Source organism: Rhizobium sp. 62_C5_N11_2, assembly GCF_051811185.1.
In the GTDB taxonomy this organism is placed as follows: Bacteria; Pseudomonadota; Alphaproteobacteria; order Rhizobiales; family Rhizobiaceae; genus Rhizobium; species Rhizobium leguminosarum.
In genome coordinates, this window is sequence record NZ_JBPWPW010000001.1 from 2,686,350 (window position 1) to 2,709,185 (window position 22,836).

Below are 22,836 nucleotides of genomic sequence, written 5' to 3' on the forward strand. Positions count from 1 at the left end.
CCGCTCCCTGTCGAAAGCCATTCGCCACGGTGGAAAACAAAAAATAAACACTTTAAACTTGCGCGACTTTGATTCCATTATAGGGCCGTTCGTCATCGTGTGATTGAGGGGTACGATGGGCACGATATTCTGGCCGAAAGATCCGCTGGATGGGAATGACATGACGCTGCTGACGTCGATCCTTCGGCGATGGTGCGAAAGGTATCAGGTCGAGCTGACGGCGGAGGAGAGCAGCCGCAAGGCGAAAGAACTCGTCGAATGGTTCGAATTCGGCGTCAAGGATCCCATCGAGCTCGAGGAATTGATCGACGACAAGCACTGGCTCGTCGGCAGGATCTGACCCTCTCGGGCAAATCGGGAGAACGCTGGCTGTCAGCGTCGGCGAAGCTGTTTCATTAGAAAAGGCCGGGCGAAAATCGCTCCGGCCTTCATCCATTACATCTAAGCGAGACCTTTAGTCGTCATCCCGCCAACGCCGGTCGCGATCCCAGCGCCTCTCATGGCGCCAGCGCGGGCCATCATCCCAATCCCGGTGACGCCGCTCCCAGCCCCAGCGGGGCGGACCACCGTAGAAAGCTACCGGCGGCGGGCGTCTCCAGTTTCGCCGGCATTCGCCCCAGCGCGTCAGATGCCAGCCGCGACCGCAGGCGTAGTCGACCTTTGTGACATTGCTCTGGACATTGATTGTCCCCATCGGCGTCGCCTCAGCTGTGCCGATCGAGAGGCCGCCAACGAGCAAGGCGGCCGCGATAGAAAGCGCTTTCATCGAGAACTCCATTTTCAATCCAGCCGTCCCCACTTTATGGCCGCTAAATTGAACTGGAGATGAACTGCGCGTTCATGTTTGGCGCTGGAGCATGATGCCGAAAAGTGTGAGCGGTTTTCGGACGACCTTATGCTCTAACTCTTTAATTTAGAACAGGATTCAGACTTTGGGCCGATCCAGCCTAAAATCATCCTGTTCTGGCAGCGCGCGATGTCGAAGGTGGAAACGCTGGGCTACGTCCTGCCGTAAAATGGGTCGGGACCTGGACTACGCCCGGCGGCGACTTCGGTCAGCCGCCCGAGGTAATGCGCCCAGCCTTCCGCATGGCCGGCGCATTGATCGGCGCTGGGCAGGCCGCTATGGGTGAGCCGCAACAGCGTTCCGCCCCCCTGCTCGATCAGATCGATCTCGACCAGGCTCGACCCCGGCGGCACCACCTCGCTGCCGTCCCAGCCGAAGCTGTAGGCAAGGCGATGAACCGGCACCACTTCACGAAACGAGCCGCGCGCAAAGCGGGCGCCGGTGACGTTGACGAGATAGAGTCCGCCGGGCTGCGGCTCGACCTGCGCTTCCGTTCCCATCCAGCGCAGGATCTTCTCCGGATCGGTCATCAGCGCAAACACCGCGGCCGGCGGCGCCGCGATATGCGCCTCGCGGTGAACGACGAAAAATTCTGGCATCACTCTCTCCCATGGTTGTCACGGCCCCGCCCAGGCGGAGACAGCGCGTCCTGTCTTGTCGTGGTATTTCTGACCTAGATGTCCTCACAGAGAGCATGTAGGCGCATGCCCCTCCTCCGCAAGAGGGATTGCCGGTCGCCATCGACGAACGAGCGAAATCGCCGCTTGGGGAGCTCTGATCCAGCTCCGGCCGCGAAAGCATTTCGACCTATTGCCAGCCCGCCGCCTTCCCCCTATTGTTCGTGCCGTTCTCAGGGCGGGGTGAAAGTCCCTACCGGCGGTATGCAATTTTGATTGCGAGCCCGCGAGCGCCTTCTCAGGAAGGGTCAGCAGATCAGGTGAGATGCCTGAGCCGACGGTCATAGTCCGGATGAAAGAGAACGTGCGTTCCTGCCGCCCTTGCGGCTGTCGGGGACGTTCGTGATCGCCTTGGGTGATGTGTCTGTTCGCCAAAGGAGATTACCGTGACACCCACCCGCTACGCCTTCGTCAAAGCCAGCTGGCACGCCGACATCGTCGACCGCGCCCTTGATGGCTTCTACCAGCTCGTTCCGCCCGAGCAGGTCGACGTGTTCGATGTTCCCGGCGCATTCGAGATGCCGCTGCTTTCCCGCGATCTTGCGGCAACCGGGCGTTACGGCGCCGTCATTGCCGCCGCCTTCGTCGTCGACGGCGGAATCTACCGCCACGAATTTGTCGCCCAGGCCGTCGTCGATGGGCTGATGCGCGCCGGCATGGATACGGGCGTGCCGGTGCTGTCGGTGTCGTTGACGCCGCACCAGTATCAGGAAACCGAGCATCACAAGCAGATCTACCGCGCGCACTTCGTCGAGAAAGGCCGTGAAGCGGCAAAGGCAGCTCTGACGATCGGCAAAACCCGCGCCGCTCTTGCCGCGTAGTCAGCGGTTCGACGAACAGAAGACGGCGGGAACAGTCCCGCCGCTTCGATACAACTCCGCTACACGGCCAAACCAGACAGAATAATTGATTCGACGGCCTCACCGCACTGTGGTCCACTGGCCACTGACATGTATCGCCATTCTTAACGCATCCAAAACCCCAAGGAGCTGAAGATGAGCAATGCAATGCGCAGTGAAACCCCCATTGAGACCCCGAGAACACAGCCCGTCGACACCAAGCTCGAGGTGGTCGTCATCCCCGTTTCCGACGTCGATCGCGCCAAACGCTTTTACGACGGCCTGGGCTGGCGGCTCGACGCCGACTTCGCCAATGATGCCGATTTCCGTGTAATCCAGTTTACCCCGCCCGGCTCCGGCTGCGCGATCATCTTCGGCAAGAACGTCACCGCCGCGGCCCCCGGTTCCGCCCAGGGGCTCTACCTGATCGTCTCCGACATCGAGGCCGCTCGCCGCGATCTCATCGCCCGCGGCATCGAGGTCAGCGAAGTGTTCCATGACGCTGCCGGCGTCTATGCCGGCAAGGACGAACCCTATCTGTTCGGCCGCCTGCGGATCGCCGGCCGCGATCCCGATCATCGCAGCTATCGCTCCTTCGCCTCATTCAAGGATCCCGACGGCAACGGCTGGCTGTTCCAGGAAGTCACCACGCGGCTGCCGGGGCGCATCGACGCCGACGAGACGAAATTCACGACGTCGACCGAGCTTGCGTCAGCACTCCGCCGTGCGGCAACTGCCCATGGTGAACACGAGAAGCGAAACGGCGGCAAGCACGACGAAGGCTGGCCGGACTGGTACGCCGAATACATGGTCAGCGAACAGGCCGGCAAGCAGCTTCCCTTGTAGGCAAAGGCGGCAACATCCTCTGAGAAGCAAGGGCATTTCGGTATGGCGCGCGCCATACCGAAATGTTTTATCGTGTCTATGCCTCGTCAGGTCGAGGATCGCGATCCGCCAGAAGCTGTCATTGAGATGCGGAAGAGATCTGCGACGTTATCCAATCGGAAAATGCGAGCATGGCTGCCGTTGGCGGCCTTGATTGAAGTCGAGTCAGCCAATAGCTGCCCAATGATATGGTCGTGGGAAAAGGTTGTAATATAGCCCCTGATGACAGATGCCTGGAAAACATCGACGGCGGCGCCAGAGCAATTCCCAATCCTTGCATGGCCGCCTCCATCATGGCGAGGGAAGAGTCAAAAACGATCCCTGCGTTGACCTGTGCCGCCGGCGGAACATCCGCGGCCTCGAACCAGGTACTCCACTCGTCGGCCCTATAGCTCCGCAAAAGCGTCGCTTCGGCGAGATCTGCGGGCGATCTTAAACGGTCTGCCAGTCTGGGGGTGCACAGAGGCGAAAGCGGAGCGTCGAACAGACGCAGTGCTTCTGTGCCGTGCCAGGAGCCGCTGCCGAAGCGAATGGCAAAATGCAGCCCCTCAGCGGCCATATCGACGCGATTATTGTTTGTCGAAATGCGCACGTCGATGAATGGATGCTGCTGTTGAAAATCCGGAAACCTTGGCAATAACCAGCCGACAGCAAAGGTTCCAACCACGCCCAAAAACAGCAATTCCCGAACTTGCCCGGCTTCAATCCTGTCCAGCGTGATTGCCATTTGATCGAAGGAATTGGTCAACGTTGGCAAAAGAGCTTCACCTTCCGCGGTGATTTTCAAACCCTTTGGGAGGCGCTGGAAAAGCGCAACGCCCAATCGCTTCTCCAGGCTTTTGACCTGCTGGCTTACGGCGGCCTGAGTAACGCAAAGTTCGATTGCGGCGCGGGTGAAGCTGAGATGTCTCGCCGAAGCTTCGAAGGCTCTCAAGCCATTCAAAGGGAGGAATTGCCGAACCATCTTAGCCCTAGATTTTCTTGTATCTCCTCCGAGATATCATCGTTTGCTGCCGCAAAACAGTGCCATTAAATGCCGTCCTCATGCGCCTTTGCGCTGATTGAACCGCGTCTGGAGGATGAAAAAATGAAGCTTGATTGGATAGGAATTCTATCAGCCGCCCTGGTCGCGACATGCATTTCCTCAAATGGCTTTGCGGCTGACGAGATGAAACTGCAAGCCATCTCGGACAACGCGATCAAACCGATCATGGATAAATACGGCATCCCGGGCATGGCCGTTGCCATTACCGTTGACGGAGAGGACCACATCTTCAACTACGGCGTCGTGTCGAAGGACACCGACAAGCCCGTCACTGCGGCCACCATGTTCGAACTCGGGTCAATCAGCAAAACGTTTACAGTGACCCTCACATCCTACGCTGAGGTGACCGGCCGACTTTCGCTGTCGGACAAGGCAAGCAAATATCTTCCATCGATGAAGGGAAGCCCCTTCGGCGATGTCGCGCTGATGAATTTGGGCACGCACACGGCTGGCGGATTTCCGCTGCAAATTCCTGATGACGTCAAAACCGAAAAACAACTGATGGACTATTTTGAAGCCTGGCATCCTTCATACGAGGCTGGAACCCATCGAACTTACGCCAATCCAAGCATCGGGATGCTTGGCTATATAACGGCGAAAAGCATGGACGATGGTTTCGTCGCCTTGATGGAAGGCAAACTGTTTCCCTCCCTTGGATTGAAAAGCACGTTTATCGATGTGCCGAAATCGCGGATGGCCGACTATGCCCAAGGTTACAAGCGAAGCGGTGAGCCGGTTCGTATGACACCTGCCATTCTTTCATCCGAGGCCTATGGAGTGAAATCCACAGCAAGCGACATGATCCGGTTCATCGACGCGAACATGGGCCTCGTCGACCTGGACGAAAAGCTCCGGCAGGCGATCACGAATACGCATAGGGAATACTTCGATGTCGGCGCAATGACCCAAGACCTTATTTGGGAGCAGTATTCTTATCCCGCGACGCTGACGACGTTGATGGACAACAATTCCAGCGCGATGCTGAAAACCATTCCCGTCAAGCAACTGATGCCCGCAATGGAACCGCGCGACGATGTATGGATCAATAAGACCGGCTCAACGAATGGTTTCGGCGCCTATGTCTCGTTTATCCCGAAAGAGCGAGTTGGCATCGTCATCTTGGCCAATAAAAACTATCCCAACGAGGATCGAGTCTCTGCCGCTTACCAAATACTGACGGATATAATTTCCGCGCGCTAACCCGGTAGAGCATGATGCCGAAAAGTGTGCGCGGTTTTCGGACGACATCATGCTCTAACTATGTAATTCAGGACAGGATTGAGATTTTAGGCCGACCCGGCTTAAAATCATCCTGTTCTGGCATCAGCGGTCGAAGATGTCCCGCCACTGCTTCTCACCGATCAGGCAGTCAGTGCCCGCCTCAGCGCCAGCGATCTTCTGCACCGTCGCCGGCCGGGAAAGGTCGCTGATCTCCAGCACCAGCTTGCGGCGCACGGCAACGGCGAAATCCTCGATCTTGCGGACCGGCAGCACGAAGGCGCCGGGGCCGCCGATCACGCAATCCGCATAATATTTGTCGAGCCCGTTCGGCGCATCGGAGGGTCGCAGCATGATGGCCAGGCCGTTGATGATCATGCCCGCTTCCACCGCCTTGTCGCGGGCGGGGGTGACGGGATCGCCTGAGTTGTTCGGCCCGTCGCCGGAGACATCGATCACCTGTCGCCTGGACTGAAAGGGACTGGAAACGATCATGCTGGCGCCCTGGGCGATCGCGGTGGAGATCGATGTGCGCCGCTGCGTGGCAATCGGCCTGGCTTCGAGCTTGTCGGCAAACGCGATCGCATCCTCTTCCGTCTCGATCACCTGCCAGTCGATCACGGAATCCTGGACGACATAGCCTGCCCATTCGAAATAGCTGATGGCAATGCGGCCGGTCAGCCCGCCCTTCACCGCGTCGATGAATTCCTTGTGCTTGAGCGCCTCGACATAGCCCTCGCGCTGGATGCCGATCTCCTCGAAATCCATCGACCGCGAGGTGTCGACGGCGAGCACCAGCGTCACGTCGACCTCGCTTCCCCCCGCCTGCGCGGCCGGGGTAATGCCTGTCAGCCCCATAAGCACCGCAAGTGTCGTCAGCATTGGTAATCCAATCCCTGCGCCATCCAAGCCAGCAAACTCTAACACAGCTTGGCCGACGCAGGACGCTCGCCCACGCGCACGGCTTCAATTTTCGGTGATGGAGCGGAAGGCCTTCAATGCAAGGGAAGCCACAAGGGGGTCTTCCATGCCTTCAGCGCATCGAGAAAGACCTGCAATCGGGAAGGCAGGAAGCGGCGCGTGGGATAGACGGCGTGCACGAAAATTTCCTCGGACGACCAGTCTGGCAGCAGGCGGATGAGTTCGCCACTTCTGATCTGTTCGTCGCAATAGGTCGAAGGCAGCAGGCCGATGCCGTGTCCGCGATAGGTGAAGGCGCTCACCGCATCGAAATCCCGGCTCGATACCGGCCCCGACACATGCAGGCGAACAGTTTTGCGCCCGTTCACGAGATCCCATTCCGCTTCGCCGTTGCGGCCGTTCAACAGAATGCACTGATGGTCCTTCAGGTCTTCGGGCTTCAAGGGAAGCACCCTGCCCTTCAGATACTCGGGCGCAGCGACCAGATAGCGCACACTCTTCCCGAGCCGCTGCGCGACGATGGTCGAATCCTTGAGTTCGCCGAAACGGATGCCGAGGTCGATGTTCTCCGCGATCAGATCGAGGAACAGGTTGGTGACGAAGAGATCGACCTGGATCTTCGGATATGCCTTCAGGAAGGCCGAGACGAATTCGTAAAAGACCTCCTGTCCGAAGATGACAGGCACGGAGATCTTCAGCAAACCCTCCGGTTTTCTCTGTGTCTCGGTGAGTACCTGCTCGGCGTCGAGGAGATGGGCGAGCGGTTCACTGCACCTGTTGTAATAGGCCCGGCCCTGGGCGGTCAGGCTCAGTTTGCGGGTCGTCCGCTGCAGCAGCGTCACGCCGAGCTGCTCCTCCAGCGACGTCACCTTCCGGCTGACCGTCGATACCGGCATGCCGAGGGAATGGGCAGCACGGCTGAAGCTGCCGTACTGCGCCACCTTCACGAAGACTGCGATATCGTTCAGATCAGCCATCGCTAGATTTTTGCATGGATGCAAAAGAGAATCCAGACATTTCCATCTAATCGGGTAATGGAGTTTTCGCCATATTCACCTTGCGAAAACAAGACAACCCGATGGAGGCGCATTCGCAGCAGCCCCATCTCGAGCGACCCGGCCTTCGCAAATGCAAGGCCCGCGTTGCCCAAACCAGTTTATGGAGATCAGCATGACTACGAAAAAAACAGTCATCGTCACGGGCGCCTCGCAGGGTATCGGAGCCGGCCTCGTTAACGCCTTCATCGAGCGCGGCTATAATGTGGTCGCCACCTCGCGCCAGGTCAGCACTTCGAACGCCTTCCAAGCCTCCGACAAGCTGGCGCTCGTCGACGGTGACATTGGCGATGCCGAAACCGCCGCGCTGGTGGCAAGGACCGCAATCGACCGGTTCGGCTCGATCGACGGCCTCGTCAACAATGCCGGCATTTTCCTGGCCAAGCCGTTCGTCGATTTCACCATGGCCGACTTCAAAAAATTGTCCTCGACCAATCTCGAGGGCTTCATCCACCTGACCCAACTGGTCGTCAGGCAGATGCTCACACAGAAAACGGGCGGCAGCGTCGTCAGCATCACCACGCCATTGACCGATCATCCGATCGCCGGTTTCTCCGCTTCGGTGTCGATGATGACAAAGGGCGGTATCAACGCCATCTCCAAGAACCTGGCGATGGAATATGCGAACGAAGGAATTCGCTTCAATATTGTAGCTCCCGGTGTGGTGGACACGCCGCTGCACAAGGACAATCCGAAGGATTTCCTGAAGACGTTGTCGCCGATGGCAGGCATATCGAACGTCGAGGAGATCGCCGACGCAGTCGTCTTCCTCACCGAAGCGCCGCGCGTAACCGGGGAGGTGCTGCACGTCGACGGCGGCGCACATCTGGGCAGATGGTAGACCATGCGAAAACGCAGGTAGCCGGCGCGGAACGGCGGCTGCAGAAACTCGGCATCACGCTTCCCCCGCCGCCGACACCCTTTGGGGCCTATGTCGAAGCGATAAGGACCGGTAACCTGGTCTTCTTCAGCGGGATGCTGCCGGTCGTCGGCCATGAGCCGCGCTATATCGGCCGCGTCGGCGGTGCTCTGACGGCCGAAGGCGGCAAGAAGGCGGCCGAAACGGCAACGCTCAGCGCGCTCGCCGCCGCCAGGGACTATCTCGGTTCACTGGACAGGGTCGTTAGGGTCGTCAAGCTGGGCGTCTATATCGCGACCGAAGGCGATTTCCGCGACCATCCGAAGGTTGCGGACGGAGCATCCGAAATGCTGCTTGCGGTCTTCGGCGAGGAAAAACTCTCAGGCCGTGTCGTGCTCGGCGTCGCCAGCCTGCCCCTCGGCCTGCCGATCGAACTTGAACTCATCCTCGAAGTCGAGGATTGAAAGTAGCCGGGCACGTTTCTGCGTGCCCGGCGAAAGCATGCCTCGCCCTTCGAGGCCCCTCCGGGCCACCTCAGGGCGAGGCTCTCTTGAGCCATGTTGCGCTCACACCGCCACCAACAGCAGCACGTAAGCGATCACACTCACCATCAGCCCGCGGAACGCGAAGGTAACGCAACGATATTTGCTGCGGGCGATGGCGGAGAGGATGTTGGCGTTTTCGAGATACTGGTCGAAGAGATAGCGTTCGTCGCGCCTCAGTGCCGCCTCGAAGAACGGGTCGCGGTGGTTCTGCCAGGCGCCCCAGAACAGCGAGGTCGAGCTGTCCAAACGGCGCGGCAACACGACGAGGATCGCCGAAAGGATGGAAAAGACCGAGGCTGCAGCAAGCAGGCCCGACAACAGCATGCTCCCTGGCGCCCCGCTCGCGTAGCGTGCCGGGCTGAAGACTGCCCTCACCTCGCTCGAACTCACCAGGAAGGCTAGCATGAAAGTAAAGATATAGGCAGCCTTCTGGTCAGATATCTTGACCTGGTCGTAGAATATGTCGTTGATTTTCTTGATATGGTCGAAATACTCGGAACTGATATCACCGCTCGACGGCGCGCTCAGCATAAGATCAGTTGCATTTTCGAAATCGCTCACCTGAATACTCCAGCTACAAAGTGTTTCCCTGATATTACACTGCACGGCGAATTCAAGAACACGTGTGCAATGCGCTTGACTTTTCTTTTCTACATGGACAAAGGGGATGTGGGAGTTGGGGTTGGGTCATGCTGGGTCGCTGGAAAAACATCTGTCGCGCCGGGGTGGCGCTTGCGCTCGTCTTGCCAGGCTTTTCGCCGCCGGCGGCGGCCGACCCTGTTCAGCGTGCAACACCGGTTGCCGGATCCGTCATCGCCCGCAAGACCGGCGAGGAGGTCCGCTTCATCGACGTGTCGAACTGGCGTGTCGTCGACATCAATCAGGATCTCCTGACTGGCGACGTGCTGCGCACCAATGCCAACGGCCAGCTCGCCATCGTCTTTTCCGATCACACCCAGGTCCGTCTCGGCCGCAATTCCTCGCTGCAGGTCAAGAAGATGGCCGCGAGTGGCGACACGACGCTGGAGCTGCAATCGGGAACGATCTGGGCGCGCGCCGAGCGCGGTGGCCAGGGCCTGACCGTGGAAACGCCGGCGGCAGCAGCCGCCATCCGCGGCACCGACTGGACGATGACCGTCGAGGGCGCCAAGACCTCGATGATCGTGCTCGAAGGCCGCGTCGCGCTCACCAACCCGCAGGGCAGCGTCGAGGTGAACGAGGGGGAAGGAGCGGTCGCCACGATCGGCCAGGCGCCGCGCAAGCTCGTCATCGTCACACCCGACGATCGCGAGCAGATGCTGTTCTACCTGAACCTGCGTGACGGCTTCGGGCTGATGCCGACCTCGCCGCTGCCGGCAGGCCGCATGGCCGACGAGCGCCGCCGGCTGCTGGCTTTGCCGCCGGAGCGTCGCACCACCGAGGACTGGCTGGAGCTTGCAGAAGTGCAGAGCGCCTTCGATGGCCGGCAGGTTGCAGCCGCCACGCTTCAGGAAGTTCGGGGCCGTAAGCTGACGACCGCCCAGAAGGCCCGCGTCGACCTGATCGATGCCACGATCGCCGGCTCCGAAAAACGCTACGACGAAGCCGCAAGGCTATTTGCGGCAGCACTGCCGCATCTCGACGCCAACCGCCGGAACATGGCGCAATATGGCGGCTATTTCGCCCGTTCGCTTGCCGATCCCGCCCATGTCGAAAAGCCGCCGTCATCAGCTGTCGGCCCCTATGGCGCGATCATGCAGGCCTACACCGCCGGCTTTCTGCAAAACCCGCGCGCCGCTGTCGATGTGATCAGGGACGCCGAGAAGCGTTTTCCCGACGATCCCACCCTGCCCGCGATCCGCGCCCAGCTGGCGCAGCTGATCGATGACCGCGCCCAGATGCAGGAGGCGGTGAACCGCGCCCTCTCGCTCGATCCGAACCATCCGATCGCCCTTGCCGCGCGTGCGTCTTACAAGGCGAGCTACGAAAGCGATATCGACGGCGCCCTGGCCGATCTGAACCGCGCCATCGAGCTTGCGCCGGGGGCGTCGGGATCGTTGAACTCGATGGGCCTGCTGCAGAGCGCCCGCGACGCCAATGGCGAGGCCGAGGCGGCCTTCCTGAAGGCGATCGCGCTCGATCCGCAGGACCCGGTTCCCCACGGTAATCTTGCCATTCTCTATCTCGACCAGTCCAGGATGAAGGATGCCAAGCGCGAGATCGATGCGGCGCTCGCGGTCGATCCATCCTACGACATCGCTCTCCTCGCCCGCGGCCGCTACTACCTGCAGACCGGCGAACGCGACAAGGCGCTGGCGGACCTGCTGGCAGCCAGCACCGCCAATCCGGCGCATTCGCAGTCACAGTTGATGCTCGCCGCCGCCCATTACGAAAAGGGTGACCGCATCCCCTCCGCACAGGCGGTCGACAATGCTGACAGGCTCGACAAGAACGATCCCGTCATCTCCTCCTTCCGCACCGCCGTCGACATCGACGACTACGACGCGGACGGCGCGATCCGCAACGCCCAGGAATTTCTCCGCCGCTCCAGGGCGCGCGGCGGCGACTACAGCGCGCTCGGCGCCAACCAGGATGCCGGCTCGACGCTGAACAACGCCTTCCGCCTGCAGGGCCTAGACGCGTGGGGCCGTTATTATGGCGATGCCGTCTTCAGTCCCTTCGAAGGCAGCGGCTATACCGACCAGTCGATCAAGGGCAGCATCTTCCCCTTCAATAATGCGACCGATTTCGGCGACGACAACATCAGCCAGTATCGCGTCAACACGTCGAGCTTCTCCTCGCTGTTCCAGGGACTGCTGCTCGATCCGCACATGCTGTCGGGCCGTTCGCGCTCGGCAACGCTTCTGCGCACCCCCTTCATCGAAGGTTCACTCGGCGGCGGCATCAACAGCGTCGATGGCCATACGAGGCGCATCGGTGAGGCCGAGATCCAGGGCTTCTCTAACGAGACCATCCCGCTCAGCTTCTACGGCAACCTGAACTGGGAGGAGATCGCCCGCGATGGCGACTATACGGATTTCGGCGGCTTCTCCACCGAGAACAAGATCCTGAGCGGCAACGGTTATCTCACAGCGACGATCACCCCTGATGATCGTGTCGTCGCCTATTTCAACGGCGCCAAACGCGATTTCGACCTCGATACCTTGAGCAGCAATTCCCAGCTGTCGACCATTTTGAACGACGGGCTGTTCGATCCCATCCTCGTCCCCTTTTTCGGCATCCCGCGTGTGCCCGACGAATTGCCGCTTTATCAGACCCGGCGCGACATCATTACGGCGACCAATGCCGGCATCGGTTGGAGCCACACATTTGGCTACGAAAACGTGCTGAATGCAGCGCTGCTCTATTCCGGCACGCGAACGAAGACCACCGACGAACTGGCGTTCGATTGGGAGACTGTGCCGTTCCTTGGCGGTCCCGGCACCGATATCCGCCCTTTCGCGCAGATCAGCCAGGACCAGAGCTCGAAGACCTATGTCGCAGCCCTCAATCACGACATTGGGGCGGGACCGCTGACCTTCCGCTACGGCATCGAGGGCGGCTGGATCGATGCCCACAACAGCAGCTTCCTGCACATCGAGGATATCGTTCCGGGCTTCCTCGACGGCACGACGCTTGGCCCCACGGAGGCCGACAATCGCGTCGATATCGCCCGCGCCTATGTCGACGTGCTGCACGAGATCGCGCCTGATCTGAAGGGCGAATATGCGCTGTTCGGCACGCACATGTCAGGCGACGGCGTCGATGTCAGCCGGCTGGAGCCGCGCTTCGGCCTTGCCTGGTCGCCCGTTCAGAACCACTGGCTGCGCGCCGCCTTCATGCGTCAGAGCGTCGATACCGGCGTTCCCACCCTCGCTCCGATCGGCATCCTCGGCCTGCAGCCGAACCAGTTCTCGGTCGGTATCGAAGGTTATAGCGATACGGTCGCGCTGCAATGGGATGCCGAGTGGACCGATCGTTTTTTCACCTCGGTCGAATACCAGCACCAGGAATTGCATGATTTCTCGATCGACTTTCCGCTGATCTCGCTTCCGGCGGCCGACAGCCTGCCGCTGTCGCGCGGCAGCGTCGACCGCGCCGCCGTGACTGCCAACGTCGCGCTCGGCTATGGTTTCGGCCTTTCCGCCACTTATGCCTACATGGAATCGGAGAACAAGGACCCGCTGGAGCCGAACTACGGCGGCTCGCTGCCGTTCATTCCCCGCAACTCTGGCCAGATCGCGCTGACCTGGGTCAATGAGGCCAAGGTCAAGGCGACTGTGGCGGCCAATTATGTCGGCGAGCGCGATGGTGACGACCTCGGCACGAAACTCGACGACTATTGGAGTCTCGATGCCCACCTGATCTGGGAACCCCTGGACAAACGCATCGCGCTGGAAGCGGCCGCCTATAACCTGCTCGATGAGGATTTCGAGCTCACGCCCGGCGTGCCCGGCTGGGGCCGCGCCTTCAAGGGCACGCTCAAAGTCCGCTTCTGATGCCGGTGCGAGGCAAGCCTCGGCCGGCCGGCGGGCAAGCTGAAAGCCGTCATCTCAGGCTGCTGGTGCTGGCGCTCGCCACCCTCGTCACCATCTCGCTGCTGTCGCGCCTGCCGGCATGGTCGTTGCTGGAACTCAGAAGCTTCGACTATCTCTCGACCGTCGACGATCCACGCCCACCGCAAGGCGGGCCTGTCATCGTCGCGATCGACGAACCTTCGCTTGCCGATATCAATGCGCAATGGCCCTGGCCGCGCAGCCTGCATGCCGAACTCATCAGGCAGTTACGCGCGGCCGGCGCCCGTGTCATCGGCCTCGACATCATCATGGCCGAACCCTCGAACCCCTACAACGACGATGCGATCACCAAGGCCGTCGGCCCCGATGTCGTGCTCGCCGGCGACGAAACACTAATCGAGACGCCACAGGCTTCGCAGCTGATCCGCGCGACGCCGCTGCCGCAACTGACCGAAGCGGGTGCTGTGACCGGCATTGCCTCGATCGATCTCAGCGGCGACGGCACGTTCCGGCGTATTCCCGGCTATAAGGACGGCTTCGCCGCTATGCTGGCAAAGGCGTCCGGAGGTCCGGCCGAGGTGTTGTCGGCCGGCCGACTCATCCAATCCTTCGGCCCGGCCCGCAGCTATCCCACCGTCTCCTACTACCAGGCGCTAGACCCTGAGAACCTGCTGCCACCGGATTATTTCAAGGGCCGCGTGGTGCTGGTCGGCCTCAGCCTGCAGAATGCGCCTGCCATCGACAAGGGTGGCGTCGATGCCTTTGCCACGCCCTATACCGTTCACACCGGCAAGCTGGTCTCCGGTGTCGAGATCCAGGCGACGATCTACGACAATATCCGTCGTGGCCTGTCGATCGCGGAAGCCCGCCTGCCGCTGGTCGCCGCCTGCATCCTGATCACCGTGCTGCTTGCCGCCGCCACCGTCTGGCGCTCGACGGGATGGTTGACGATCGTCGCCAGCGCCGCGGCAGTGCTTGCCTTCGCAGCGGCGAGTTTTGCGGGTATCCGCTTTGCCCATGTCTTCGTCTCGCCACTCGGGCCAGTCGTTGCCTATGTCTCGGTCGCCTTCGGCCAGGCCGCCTTCGATTATGCCGAGGAGCGCCGCAACAAGCGGCAGATCATCCGCGCCTTCGCCCAATATATCTCGCCCGATCTGGTCCGGCGCCTGTCGAACGATCCCTCGCAGTTGAAGCTTGGCGGCGAGCGGCGCACGCTCTCCGTGCTGTTTTCGGATGTGCGTGGGTTCACAACCATCGCCGAGACGCTGAAGGACGATCCGGAGCAACTGACCGGCCTGATCAACCGGCTGCTGACGCCGCTTTCCGACGTCGTGATGGATCATGGCGGCACGATCGACAAATATATGGGCGACTGCATCATGGCCTTCTGGAACGCCCCGCTCGACGATCCCGACCATGCGCTCCACGCGGTCACCGCCTCGCTCGCCATGCAGGCGGCGATATCGAGCCTGAACCGTGAGCTGGAACGGGAGGCGGCGGCGCGCGGCGGCAAGCCGCACGTGCTGAAGATGGGCGTCGGCATCAACACCGGCGAATGCATCGTCGGCAACATGGGCTCGACCCGCCGCTTCGACTATTCCTGCCTCGGCGACAGCGTCAACCTCGCCTCCCGCCTCGAAGGCGCCTCGAAGAATTATGGCGTAGCACTGCTGCTCGGCGAGGAGACCGCAAGGCTGGTCGCCGGCACCCACACCGTCGTCGAGCTCGATCGCATCATCGTCAAAGGCCGCACTGTCCCCTCGCCTGTCTATACCGTCGTGCACAAGGCCGAGGCCGAAGCCCTTGCCGCCCATCGGGCCTTCACGCAAGCGAAATACGCCGGCACCCTTGCGCCATCCGACTCCGCCTTCGACAGGCTGGCCGCCGATATCCCCGAGCTTGCCCCCTATTACGCGATCGTCCGCGATGCGCTGGCTGAATCCGGCGAGGAATGACCGGCGGCGACGTCTCGTCACGCCTGATAATTGCGCACGGATGTTCGTTCATAAGCCGCTCGTTTTGCCAAAGGCGTACATGTTGGTTGGCGCGCCATGCAGCATCACCTCCCGCTCGAAGTTGAAGCCACACTTCTCAAGAATACGTCTTGAAGCGGCATTGGCGGTACGAACCAATCCGATCACCCGCTCCCCATGCAGATCATCAAAGGCAAACACCAGGGCTTCCCTGACCAATTCCGTGGCATACCCCTGCCCCCAGCTTTCGGGTTGCAGATGATAGGAAAGATTGAGGCCGTCGAATTCCTTGGAAAGGGTTACGCCGCCGAAACCGATCAGCGCACCGTTCGCCTCGACGGCCCAGCGCCCAAACCCGTGATCTTTCCAATGCCCGATGTCGCGCGCAAGCCGCGCTGCACTTTCCTCGCGCGAGTCCGGCCGTGGTACCGGTCGGTGCGCGACCAATTCCGGCTGCGAAAAAAGTCGGGTCAGGAAATCGATATCCCCTTCCACGGGAATTCTGAGACGCAATCTGGCGGTACGCCTTACCGCCGACGGCAAGGCACCCTTGAATTCATACTCAAGCATCTTCCATCCAATTTTCAAAACGCGGCAATGTGACCGATACCAAACTATTCCAGGCGGCGCGCTTCCAGCGGCGCGTTCTGCCTGAATCCCTCGAAATAGCGGCCACCATGCACGGCAAGCTCTCGGTCGGCCAAAGCCAGGAATCGAGCGCCGTCACCCGCTGCCGCCAGCCCGAATGCCATGTCGAATTCGGCCGCCAATTGCGCGTCGAGCTCTCTCATCAGACGCGGCGCCCACTTTCCCCGGCCAGACCACGCGCCACGCCCGAGGAGGATCAGGTCGGCGAGCTTCTGATAGAGCAGCGCGGCGATGGCGGCGATCTCTTCGGGCGGGCGCGTTCCGCGCAGGTCGTCGGCCAGATCGGTGACCTGATAGCGCAGCAAGTCGTAATCTACCCCGGCAAGAGGTTTCGGCCCCGCCGCAAGCATCCTTGCCGCCTTTGCCTGGATGACGCGCGCGCTGTCGATATCCGATCCCATTATACAGCCCGTCGCGACCATGTTGACCATGATCGGATAGCCGCTGTCGGCATCCTGATGGAGATAATGCGCCAGCGTCTGCGGATCATGGACGAAGGCCTCGACCGGGAAAGCGTCCTCAGTGAACGATTCCCGCCAGGCTCTTTCGAGAGACGGGAACACGACGACCAGATCGATATCCGAAAAGGCGGTCCCTTCGCCGCGCATGAGGGAGCCGGCTACATAAGTGAAAGCAGCCCCGGCAAAGCGGCTGGCGACACAGTTGCGGGCAGCGGCCAGCGCCCGCTCCGCAAGAATATGCTTCTGGATATCGTCCACGATCTCGTCCTCGAATGCGGACACGGGCGGGAACAAAAAACCCGCTCGTCTCCGGCGGGTTGGTCTTAGCAGCGATGAACGGAATTCAGTTCACGCGTCTACCACCCACCGCGGCGCGGTGGTCGTAGACGTCGTCGAAATTGCAAAAATCCTGCTCATGGCTAAGGTTAACCCGCCACCGTGAGAGCGTCAATGCACCGAAGCCGGACGCCAAGGACGGCTTTCCCGGCGCGATGTTTTCCGTCTAAGATGGCGCAAGACTCGTAAACAGGAAGAACCCGCCAATGTCCGATCCCGTCACCGTTATCCCGCTTCCGCAACCGGTGCTGCTGCCGGTCGAGGGCAGCGCCGAGCGTTTTCCGGTGCGCCGCGTCTATTGCGTTGGGCGTAACTATGCCGACCATGCGCTCGAGATGGGCCATGATCCCAGCCGCGAGCCGCCCTTCTTCTTCCAGAAGAATGCCGACAACCTGCTGCCGGCGGGCAAGGCCTTTCCCTATCCGCCGCTGTCGAACGACGTGCATTACGAGGTCGAGTGCGTGCTGGCGCTGAAATCGGGTGGCGCGAACATCGAGGCCGCCGACGCGCTCGACTGCATCTACGGCTATGCCGTCGGCATCGATTTCACCCGCCGCGACCTACAGGGCGAGGCAAAGAAGCTCGGCCGTCCCTGGGAAGTCGGCAAGGCCTTCGAACATTCCGCCCCCGTCTCGTCGATCATTCCGGCAAGCCGCCTCGGCCACCCCGCCGAAGGCAAGATCTGGCTGGAACAGAACGGCAAGCGCGTGCAGGACGGCGATCTCAACCAGATGATCTGGAAGGTGCCGGAGATCATCGCAGAACTGTCGAAGCTCTTCACCCTCGCACCAGGCGATATCATCATGACCGGCACGCCCGCCGGCGTCGGCGCGGTGGCCAGGGGCGATCGCATCAACTGCGGCATCGACGGCGTCGCCACCCTATCGGTCGAGGTCGTCTGAGGAGAAAGCGATGCCCGTCTACGCACTTGGCGGATCGACGCCGAAACTGCCCGCCGCCGGCCTCTATTGGATCGCACCGGACGCCAATATCATCGGCCAGATCGAGCTCGGCGAGAATGTCGGTATCTGGTTCGGCGCCGTGCTGCGCGGTGACAACGAGCCGATTACCGTCGGCGAAGGCACCAACATCCAGGAAGGCGTGATGGCCCATACCGACATGGGCTTCCCGTTGACGATAGGCAAAGACTGCACCATCGGCCATCACGCCATCCTCCACGGCTGCACCATCGGCGACAACACGCTGATCGGCATGGGTGCGACCATCCTGAACGGTGCGAAGATCGGCAACAACTGCCTTGTCGGCGCCAATGCGCTGGTGACCGAAGGCAAGGAATTCCCCGACAATTCCCTGATCGTCGGAACACCTGCCCGCGCGGTGCGCGTGCTCGACGAGGCGGCAATCGAAGCCATCCGCCGCTCGGCAAAAAACTACGTCGCAAACTGGCAACGCTTCGCGCGCGATCTCAGGCAGATCGGTTGATAGGATAACGCGAGGCTGGTGGTCAGGCGCCCTTTGCGCCCGCCAAGGCGTTCACCACACGCCCGGAATCCAGCGCCAACGCACACGCGCCATATAGTCCGCATAGCCTTCGAGGCCCTTGCGCAGTTCGGCTTCCTCGCCGAGCGTACGGCCGAAGAGGACGATAACGAGCAGGCCGGCGGGGATCAGCGCGTAGAGCGATCCAAGCGACAGTGCCATGCCGATGCTGAGCACGATAGCGGTTGCGTATCCGGGATGGCGGATGGCGGCGTAGGGTCCGGTGTCGATTACCTTGTGGTTGCGGTCGGTCTGGATGCGCACCGTCGGCTCGAAATGCCGGTTGACGGATTGCGCCCAGGTTAGGCCGAGATAACCTGATGTCATCAGGAGATAGCCGATGAGGACGATCCAACCGGGCTGCGGCGCCCAATGGAAACGCCCATCGTCGAACGCACCGACCGGAAGAATGGCGGCAAAGAGAATGATTGTCAGCGTCGCCACCACCGCGTCCCAGGGCCTGGTGCCTTTCTGATATCGGCTGCGCGCCGCAAACAGCTCCGGATTTGTCCGCCAGATCCAGACGATCGCGACACATGTCAGTGCAAGGAAGAGGCCCAGAAAGATCCAGCCACGCGGCCAGTCGAGCGTACCGGCCGGCCAGAATAGCGCGGCAAACATCACGGCAATGGTGATGGCGAGCGAGCCGAGCGATGGCGCCGTCGCTGCGAACGAGTGATTGGGCCGAGTGTCTTGCTCTGTCATGACCGCTCTCCGTTCAACCGGGAACGAGCTGTTTGCATCCCAACGGCTGCCGCCCGAGTCTAACACTACCGCACCGGATTGAGGAGACGGAACGCTCCCTAATGGCAGGGTAGCGACGAAAGCTGCCTTGATCGCAGCGACGCCTTTGCATCCAGGATTCGAGATGTCGGAGAAATTCTGCCGTTGCCGCAATAACGGCTCAGGGCGGATTCGGTAAAGAGCCGCCTACTCGGCAGCTTCCAGAAACTGGCTGTTTCGTGATGAAGAGGCAAGAGCCTGAACTCTGGCTTCGGCCTTGGCGATCAGCTGATAAAATTCGTCCTGCGCTTCGACATCCAGTTGAATAACGGCATTGACGTCGTCGGGCGTATCGCAAACGCAGGCGACCGCCGAAATGGGACAGATGCCGCCGGGATAACGCTTGCCGGTGCCCGTGTAGGCGCGGCGGCCCCAACGCTCGGAATAGACCGTCTCTTCCCGCTCGAGCTGCAGGATCGTTCCCTTGCAGGCGGTCACGATAGCCGCCTTGCCGTAAGCGAACCAGTGATAGTTCAGCCTCCGGAGAATATATTTGCCGGTGATATCCTCGCCAGCCAGTTCGGCAGGGTTTTCAATCATTCTAATCATGACGGCTTCCTCAACGTTTAAACAATATCCGTCATGTTTTCGCGCGCAGCAAGTCAAAAAACGCTGCTTTTGGAGACACTTAGTCACAAAGTGTTTCCGATTCTTACATTAACCACGCGCCGAGCATCCCCTTGTGCACACAATTCTTCGTCGAATTTCCCGCGACCTGCTACCGATTTCGTCATTGTCCGAGGTGGCAGTCACGTCAATGTCCCCTTGTGTTTTTCGGCGCGGGCTCGATATGTCTCCCTGACTGGCCCCAAGACCGCGCCGTTTTTCACCCCACGAAACGGCCGGCTGTTTCGCCAGTTGGTCCCCGCAGGAGAATTTCATGGTCGACGCGATCAACCCCATCTCCGCCACCGCCCCGTCCGAACCCACCAAGGTCGGCACCAGCACCTCGATCGGCTCCGAACCCGACAATGCCTGGGTTGCTGCCCGCCAGACGCAGATCACGGCCGATCAACTGGCAGCGAAGAAGGCCGCAGAAAAGGAAACCGCAAGCGACCTCATCCCGCACGCGGATCTGATCGTCGAAAACGAGGCGCATCCGCAAAAGCGGCACGGGCATGCGGCATTGGAAGAAGGGGAAGAGGCTGGCGAACTGGCGGAAGAGCCGGTCTTGTCAGGCGAAAGCGACCGGATCGGCACTCGCAATTTCGACGACGACACACCCTTCGGCGAGCGCGTCGCCATCATCTGATCAAAACGCAGACCGGAAACCGTCCGCACGATCAATTCGAGCCCGCGAGCTGGGACTCGATCGCCGCCTTGTCGATGACCGACCAGACCTCGACGATCTTGCCGCCGCGAAATTCGTAGATCACGTTCTCGCTGAAGGCAACGCGCCTGCCGTTCACATCGAGGCCGAGGAATTTTGCCTTCGGCCTGCAATCGAAGCCGAGCCGGCAGGCTATGTATGGCGGATCGCCAAGGAGCATCAGCACCTTGAAATAAAGATCGGGAATCTCATCGAAGTCTCGCTCGAGCATAGCGACGTAACCCGACAGCCCGAGCCGGCGGCCATTATGAACCGCATCGTCGCCGACGAACTGCCCGAGATTGGTCCAGTCCTGACTGTTCAGGCAGGCGATGTAGCCGCGGTATATCTCCGCGAGTTCGGTTTTCGTCACGCGATCGTCCCTGGCTTGCGCTCTGCGGCAAAGATAGCGCCAGGATCTGCACTTGCCAGCGGCGAGCGCGCCGCCTTGAGACTTTCAGTTCAAGAGAACTCACCTGCGCGGGGACCAGCAAGCGTCACGCGCCAGCCCGTTCGCGATTGGAAATCCTGAGTGGCCAGAAACGTATAGCCCGTCGTACGCCAGAGCCTCACGGCACTGGTCAGATTGTCGAGCACATAATCGCCGCCATCCGTCCGGGCAATCAGAACGACATGGTTTTGATCGTGCGGTCCAATCACGACGGAAAGCGCCAACCGGTTCGATGGAAAACCAGCTTCGATCAGGTCCTTCATCTTCTGGAGAGCGTAGTCCTCACAGTCGCCACGGCCGGCAACCGGCAGAGACCAAACATCCTTATTTCGGGAAGACGGGCGATCTTCCGCGGGAATGATACGTCCATTTACGGCACGATTGACCTTTTGAAGAAGCGCTGTTCCTGCCTGATCATTCAGCTGTTGCGCCGCCATCCTGCCGCACAGCCACTTGTACTTGGCGCAGGCTGCGGCGAATCCCACGGGTGCGCCGATGCTTCGCGTCACAGGAAGCGATGATCCCGCAACAGCTTGAAAATGCAGAAGAATCAATAAAAAGCCAGCGAGCGAAAAGAGGCGCCTCATAGCCGATTCCTTTTATTTATTCCGAGACGATAACATAGGCGAAATAAAAATTTAGTAAAATTTTATACTTGCGAATTTAACTGTATTAGACGAATGAGACAGATTAACCATTATCTATTCTTCGGGTTAATTGATTGTTAGTATAAGAGTTCTCCCCATTAACATTCAGTTAACCTTGGGAGATGGATTGAAATGATCAGCAGAGCAGCGAAATTCAGCGTCGCCGTTGCTACCCTTCTGGCAAGCAGCAGCTTGGCAACGGCAGCCCCGGCAGTCGTCAATTGCAAGGCCGCAGTTCGCGGTACACTCGAATACAGACTGTGCATGCCGACCAGAGCAATTCAGTCCGATAGCAGGTTCAGCCCGAACGATAACGATCGCGGCAGCCCAAACATTGGCGGCGGCAAGAAGACATCCAGCACCGGCTCCCTCGCCAGCAATGGGAATGATGGCGATAATGGTAATGGTAATGGTAATGGCACTGGCAGTGGCAGTGGCGACGGCAGTGGCGACGGCGACGGCGACGGCGACAATGGCGGAAAGGACGATCACGGCGGCAAGGGCCATGGTCATCACGGCGGCGGCAAGGGCGGGAAAGATCACGGGCACGGCAAGGACGGTCCGGGCCACGGCGGAAAAGACAATCACGGCGGCAAGGACCGCGATCATCACGGCCACGACAAGGGCGGAAAAGATCACGGTCACGGCAAGGGTGGCAATGACGGTCCGGGCAAGGGCGGCAACGACGGCCCAGGCAAGGGTGGCAATGACGGTCCCGGCAAGGGCGGCAATGACGGTCCCGGCAAGGGCGGCAACGACGGCCCAGGCAAGGGTGGCAATGACGGCCCTGGCAAGGGCGGCAATGACGGCCTAGGCAAGGGTGGCAATGACGGCCCTGGCAAGGGCGGCAACGACGGCCCGAGCAAGGGTGGCAATGACGGCCCTGGCAAGGGCGGCAACGACGGCCCGAGCAAGGGTGGCAATGACGGCCCTGGCAAGGGCGGCAACGACGGCCCGAGCAAGGGCGGCAATGACGGTCCGGGCAATGGCGGCAACGACGGTCCAGGCAAGGGTGGCAATGACGGCCCTGGCAATGGCGGCAACGACGGTCCAGGCAAGGGTGGCAATGACGGCCCTGGCAATGGCGGCAACGACGGCCCAGGCAAGGGCGGCAACGACGGCCCGAGCAAGGGTGGCAATGACGGCCCTGGCAACGGCGGCAACGACGGCCCGAGCAAGGGCGGCAATGACGGCCCTGGCAAGGGCGGCAACGACGGTCCGAGCAAGGGTGGCAATGACGGCCCTGGCAAGGGCGGCAACGACGGTCCGAGCAAGGGCGGCAATGACGGTTCGCACGAAGGCGGTTCCGGCAAAGGCGGCTCGGGATCTAAGCCGAACTAA

24 protein-coding genes and 1 riboswitch are annotated in these 22,836 nt (G+C 60.8%); of the genes, 12 read left to right on the forward strand and 12 right to left on the reverse strand.

Annotation, left to right across the window (positions count from 1 at the left end):
- Positions 1 to 115: 115 nt before the first annotated feature.
- Positions 116 to 340, forward strand: coding sequence for a hypothetical protein (locus AB8B31_RS13555; RefSeq protein ID WP_018446333.1), 225 nt, complete (start codon positions 116 to 118; stop codon positions 338 to 340).
- Between the two features lie 114 nt (positions 341 to 454).
- Here the strand turns inward: AB8B31_RS13555 and AB8B31_RS13560 are convergent, their stop codons facing one another.
- Complete coding sequence (locus tag AB8B31_RS13560; RefSeq protein WP_028732772.1) at positions 455 to 766, reverse strand: GCG_CRPN prefix-to-repeats domain-containing protein; 312 nt, start codon at positions 764 to 766, stop codon at positions 455 to 457.
- Between the two features lie 233 nt (positions 767 to 999).
- Positions 1,000 to 1,446, reverse strand: coding sequence for an SRPBCC family protein (locus tag AB8B31_RS13565; RefSeq protein WP_130652706.1), 447 nt, complete (start codon positions 1,444 to 1,446; stop codon positions 1,000 to 1,002).
- 243 nt (positions 1,447 to 1,689) lie between these two features.
- Positions 1,690 to 1,832: riboswitch (FMN riboswitch) on the forward strand.
- Between the two features lie 78 nt (positions 1,833 to 1,910).
- On the opposite strand from AB8B31_RS13565, the gene AB8B31_RS13570 reads away from it, so the two are divergent.
- Positions 1,911 to 2,345: a 6,7-dimethyl-8-ribityllumazine synthase gene (locus tag AB8B31_RS13570; protein WP_018242719.1), complete on the forward strand. Its 435-nt coding sequence runs from the start codon at positions 1,911 to 1,913 to the stop codon at positions 2,343 to 2,345.
- Positions 2,346 to 2,519: 174 nt separating this feature from the next.
- Positions 2,520 to 3,209: a VOC family protein gene (locus tag AB8B31_RS13575; protein WP_028732774.1), complete on the forward strand. Its 690-nt coding sequence runs from the start codon at positions 2,520 to 2,522 to the stop codon at positions 3,207 to 3,209.
- Positions 3,210 to 3,327: 118 nt separating this feature from the next.
- Here AB8B31_RS13575 and AB8B31_RS13580 read toward each other — a convergent pair whose 3' ends face one another.
- On the reverse strand, positions 3,328 to 4,212 hold the full coding sequence (locus tag AB8B31_RS13580; protein WP_130652707.1) for a LysR family transcriptional regulator: 885 nt from the start codon (positions 4,210 to 4,212) through the stop codon (positions 3,328 to 3,330).
- Between the two features lie 123 nt (positions 4,213 to 4,335).
- On the opposite strand from AB8B31_RS13580, the gene ampC reads away from it, so the two are divergent.
- A complete protein-coding gene (gene ampC, locus AB8B31_RS13585) occupies positions 4,336 to 5,493 on the forward strand; it encodes a class C beta-lactamase (RefSeq protein ID WP_130652708.1) in 1,158 nt (385 codons plus the stop codon).
- Between the two features lie 123 nt (positions 5,494 to 5,616).
- On the opposite strand, the gene AB8B31_RS13590 is transcribed toward ampC, so the two are convergent.
- Complete coding sequence (locus tag AB8B31_RS13590; RefSeq protein WP_028732776.1) at positions 5,617 to 6,393, reverse strand: DUF1194 domain-containing protein; 777 nt, start codon at positions 6,391 to 6,393, stop codon at positions 5,617 to 5,619.
- Between the two features lie 113 nt (positions 6,394 to 6,506).
- A complete protein-coding gene (locus tag AB8B31_RS13595) occupies positions 6,507 to 7,409 on the reverse strand; it encodes a LysR family transcriptional regulator (protein WP_113544290.1) in 903 nt (300 codons plus the stop codon).
- Between the two features lie 193 nt (positions 7,410 to 7,602).
- On the opposite strand from AB8B31_RS13595, the gene AB8B31_RS13600 reads away from it, so the two are divergent.
- Complete coding sequence (locus AB8B31_RS13600) at positions 7,603 to 8,328, forward strand: SDR family NAD(P)-dependent oxidoreductase (protein ID WP_130652709.1); 726 nt, start codon at positions 7,603 to 7,605, stop codon at positions 8,326 to 8,328.
- The gene (locus tag AB8B31_RS13605; protein ID WP_130652710.1) at positions 8,322 to 8,810 is read left to right on the forward strand and encodes a RidA family protein; all 489 of its coding nucleotides are present in this window, start codon (positions 8,322 to 8,324) and stop codon (positions 8,808 to 8,810) included. Before AB8B31_RS13600 ends, AB8B31_RS13605 begins: the two co-directional genes overlap by 7 nt.
- A 102-nt stretch (positions 8,811 to 8,912) precedes the next feature.
- Here the strand turns inward: AB8B31_RS13605 and AB8B31_RS13610 are convergent, their stop codons facing one another.
- Entirely contained in the window at positions 8,913 to 9,452 is a 540-nt protein-coding gene (locus AB8B31_RS13610; protein ID WP_130652711.1) for a Pycsar system effector family protein, read from the reverse strand.
- 128 nt (positions 9,453 to 9,580) lie between these two features.
- Between AB8B31_RS13610 and AB8B31_RS13615 the strand changes: the two genes are divergently transcribed.
- Together AB8B31_RS13615 and AB8B31_RS13620 are read left to right on the forward strand one after the other, a co-directional pair.
- A complete protein-coding gene (locus tag AB8B31_RS13615; RefSeq protein WP_112903982.1) occupies positions 9,581 to 13,369 on the forward strand; it encodes a FecR domain-containing protein in 3,789 nt (1,262 codons plus the stop codon).
- Positions 13,369 to 15,342 carry a CHASE2 domain-containing protein gene (locus tag AB8B31_RS13620; RefSeq protein ID WP_130652712.1) on the forward strand — a complete coding sequence of 658 codons (1,974 nt, stop codon included), beginning with the start codon at positions 13,369 to 13,371 and terminating at the stop codon, positions 15,340 to 15,342. Before AB8B31_RS13615 ends, AB8B31_RS13620 begins: the two co-directional genes overlap by 1 nt.
- Before the next feature lie 48 nt (positions 15,343 to 15,390).
- Here the strand turns inward: AB8B31_RS13620 and AB8B31_RS13625 are convergent, their stop codons facing one another.
- A complete protein-coding gene (locus AB8B31_RS13625) occupies positions 15,391 to 15,930 on the reverse strand; it encodes a GNAT family N-acetyltransferase (protein WP_018242730.1) in 540 nt (179 codons plus the stop codon).
- 44 nt (positions 15,931 to 15,974) lie between these two features.
- Positions 15,975 to 16,727: a nucleotidyltransferase domain-containing protein gene (locus tag AB8B31_RS13630; RefSeq protein WP_130652713.1), complete on the reverse strand. Its 753-nt coding sequence runs from the start codon at positions 16,725 to 16,727 to the stop codon at positions 15,975 to 15,977.
- Between the two features lie 284 nt (positions 16,728 to 17,011).
- Here AB8B31_RS13630 and AB8B31_RS13635 point away from each other — a divergent pair, with 284 nt between their 5' ends.
- Together AB8B31_RS13635 and AB8B31_RS13640 are read left to right on the forward strand one after the other, a co-directional pair.
- The gene (locus AB8B31_RS13635) at positions 17,012 to 17,707 is read left to right on the forward strand and encodes a fumarylacetoacetate hydrolase family protein (RefSeq protein WP_018242732.1); all 696 of its coding nucleotides are present in this window, start codon (positions 17,012 to 17,014) and stop codon (positions 17,705 to 17,707) included.
- A gap of 10 nt (positions 17,708 to 17,717) precedes the next feature.
- Positions 17,718 to 18,248: a gamma carbonic anhydrase family protein gene (locus tag AB8B31_RS13640; protein ID WP_018242733.1), complete on the forward strand. Its 531-nt coding sequence runs from the start codon at positions 17,718 to 17,720 to the stop codon at positions 18,246 to 18,248.
- Between the two features lie 51 nt (positions 18,249 to 18,299).
- Here the strand turns inward: AB8B31_RS13640 and AB8B31_RS13645 are convergent, their stop codons facing one another.
- Both AB8B31_RS13645 and AB8B31_RS13650 read right to left on the reverse strand, forming a co-directional pair.
- Positions 18,300 to 19,010: a methyltransferase family protein gene (locus AB8B31_RS13645; RefSeq protein WP_026188458.1), complete on the reverse strand. Its 711-nt coding sequence runs from the start codon at positions 19,008 to 19,010 to the stop codon at positions 18,300 to 18,302.
- Between the two features lie 225 nt (positions 19,011 to 19,235).
- Positions 19,236 to 19,637: a hypothetical protein gene (locus AB8B31_RS13650; protein ID WP_032980478.1), complete on the reverse strand. Its 402-nt coding sequence runs from the start codon at positions 19,635 to 19,637 to the stop codon at positions 19,236 to 19,238.
- A 331-nt stretch (positions 19,638 to 19,968) separates the two neighbouring features.
- On the opposite strand from AB8B31_RS13650, the gene AB8B31_RS13655 reads away from it, so the two are divergent.
- Complete coding sequence (locus tag AB8B31_RS13655) at positions 19,969 to 20,340, forward strand: hypothetical protein (protein WP_130652715.1); 372 nt, start codon at positions 19,969 to 19,971, stop codon at positions 20,338 to 20,340.
- Positions 20,341 to 20,371: 31 nt separating this feature from the next.
- Here the strand turns inward: AB8B31_RS13655 and AB8B31_RS13660 are convergent, their stop codons facing one another.
- Complete coding sequence (locus AB8B31_RS13660) at positions 20,372 to 20,770, reverse strand: ester cyclase (protein WP_130652716.1); 399 nt, start codon at positions 20,768 to 20,770, stop codon at positions 20,372 to 20,374.
- An 89-nt stretch (positions 20,771 to 20,859) separates the two neighbouring features.
- Complete coding sequence (locus AB8B31_RS13665) at positions 20,860 to 21,435, reverse strand: transglutaminase-like cysteine peptidase (protein WP_130652717.1); 576 nt, start codon at positions 21,433 to 21,435, stop codon at positions 20,860 to 20,862.
- A gap of 192 nt (positions 21,436 to 21,627) precedes the next feature.
- Between AB8B31_RS13665 and AB8B31_RS13670 the strand changes: the two genes are divergently transcribed.
- Positions 21,628 to 22,836: a hypothetical protein gene (locus tag AB8B31_RS13670; protein WP_439007452.1), complete on the forward strand. Its 1,209-nt coding sequence runs from the start codon at positions 21,628 to 21,630 to the stop codon at positions 22,834 to 22,836.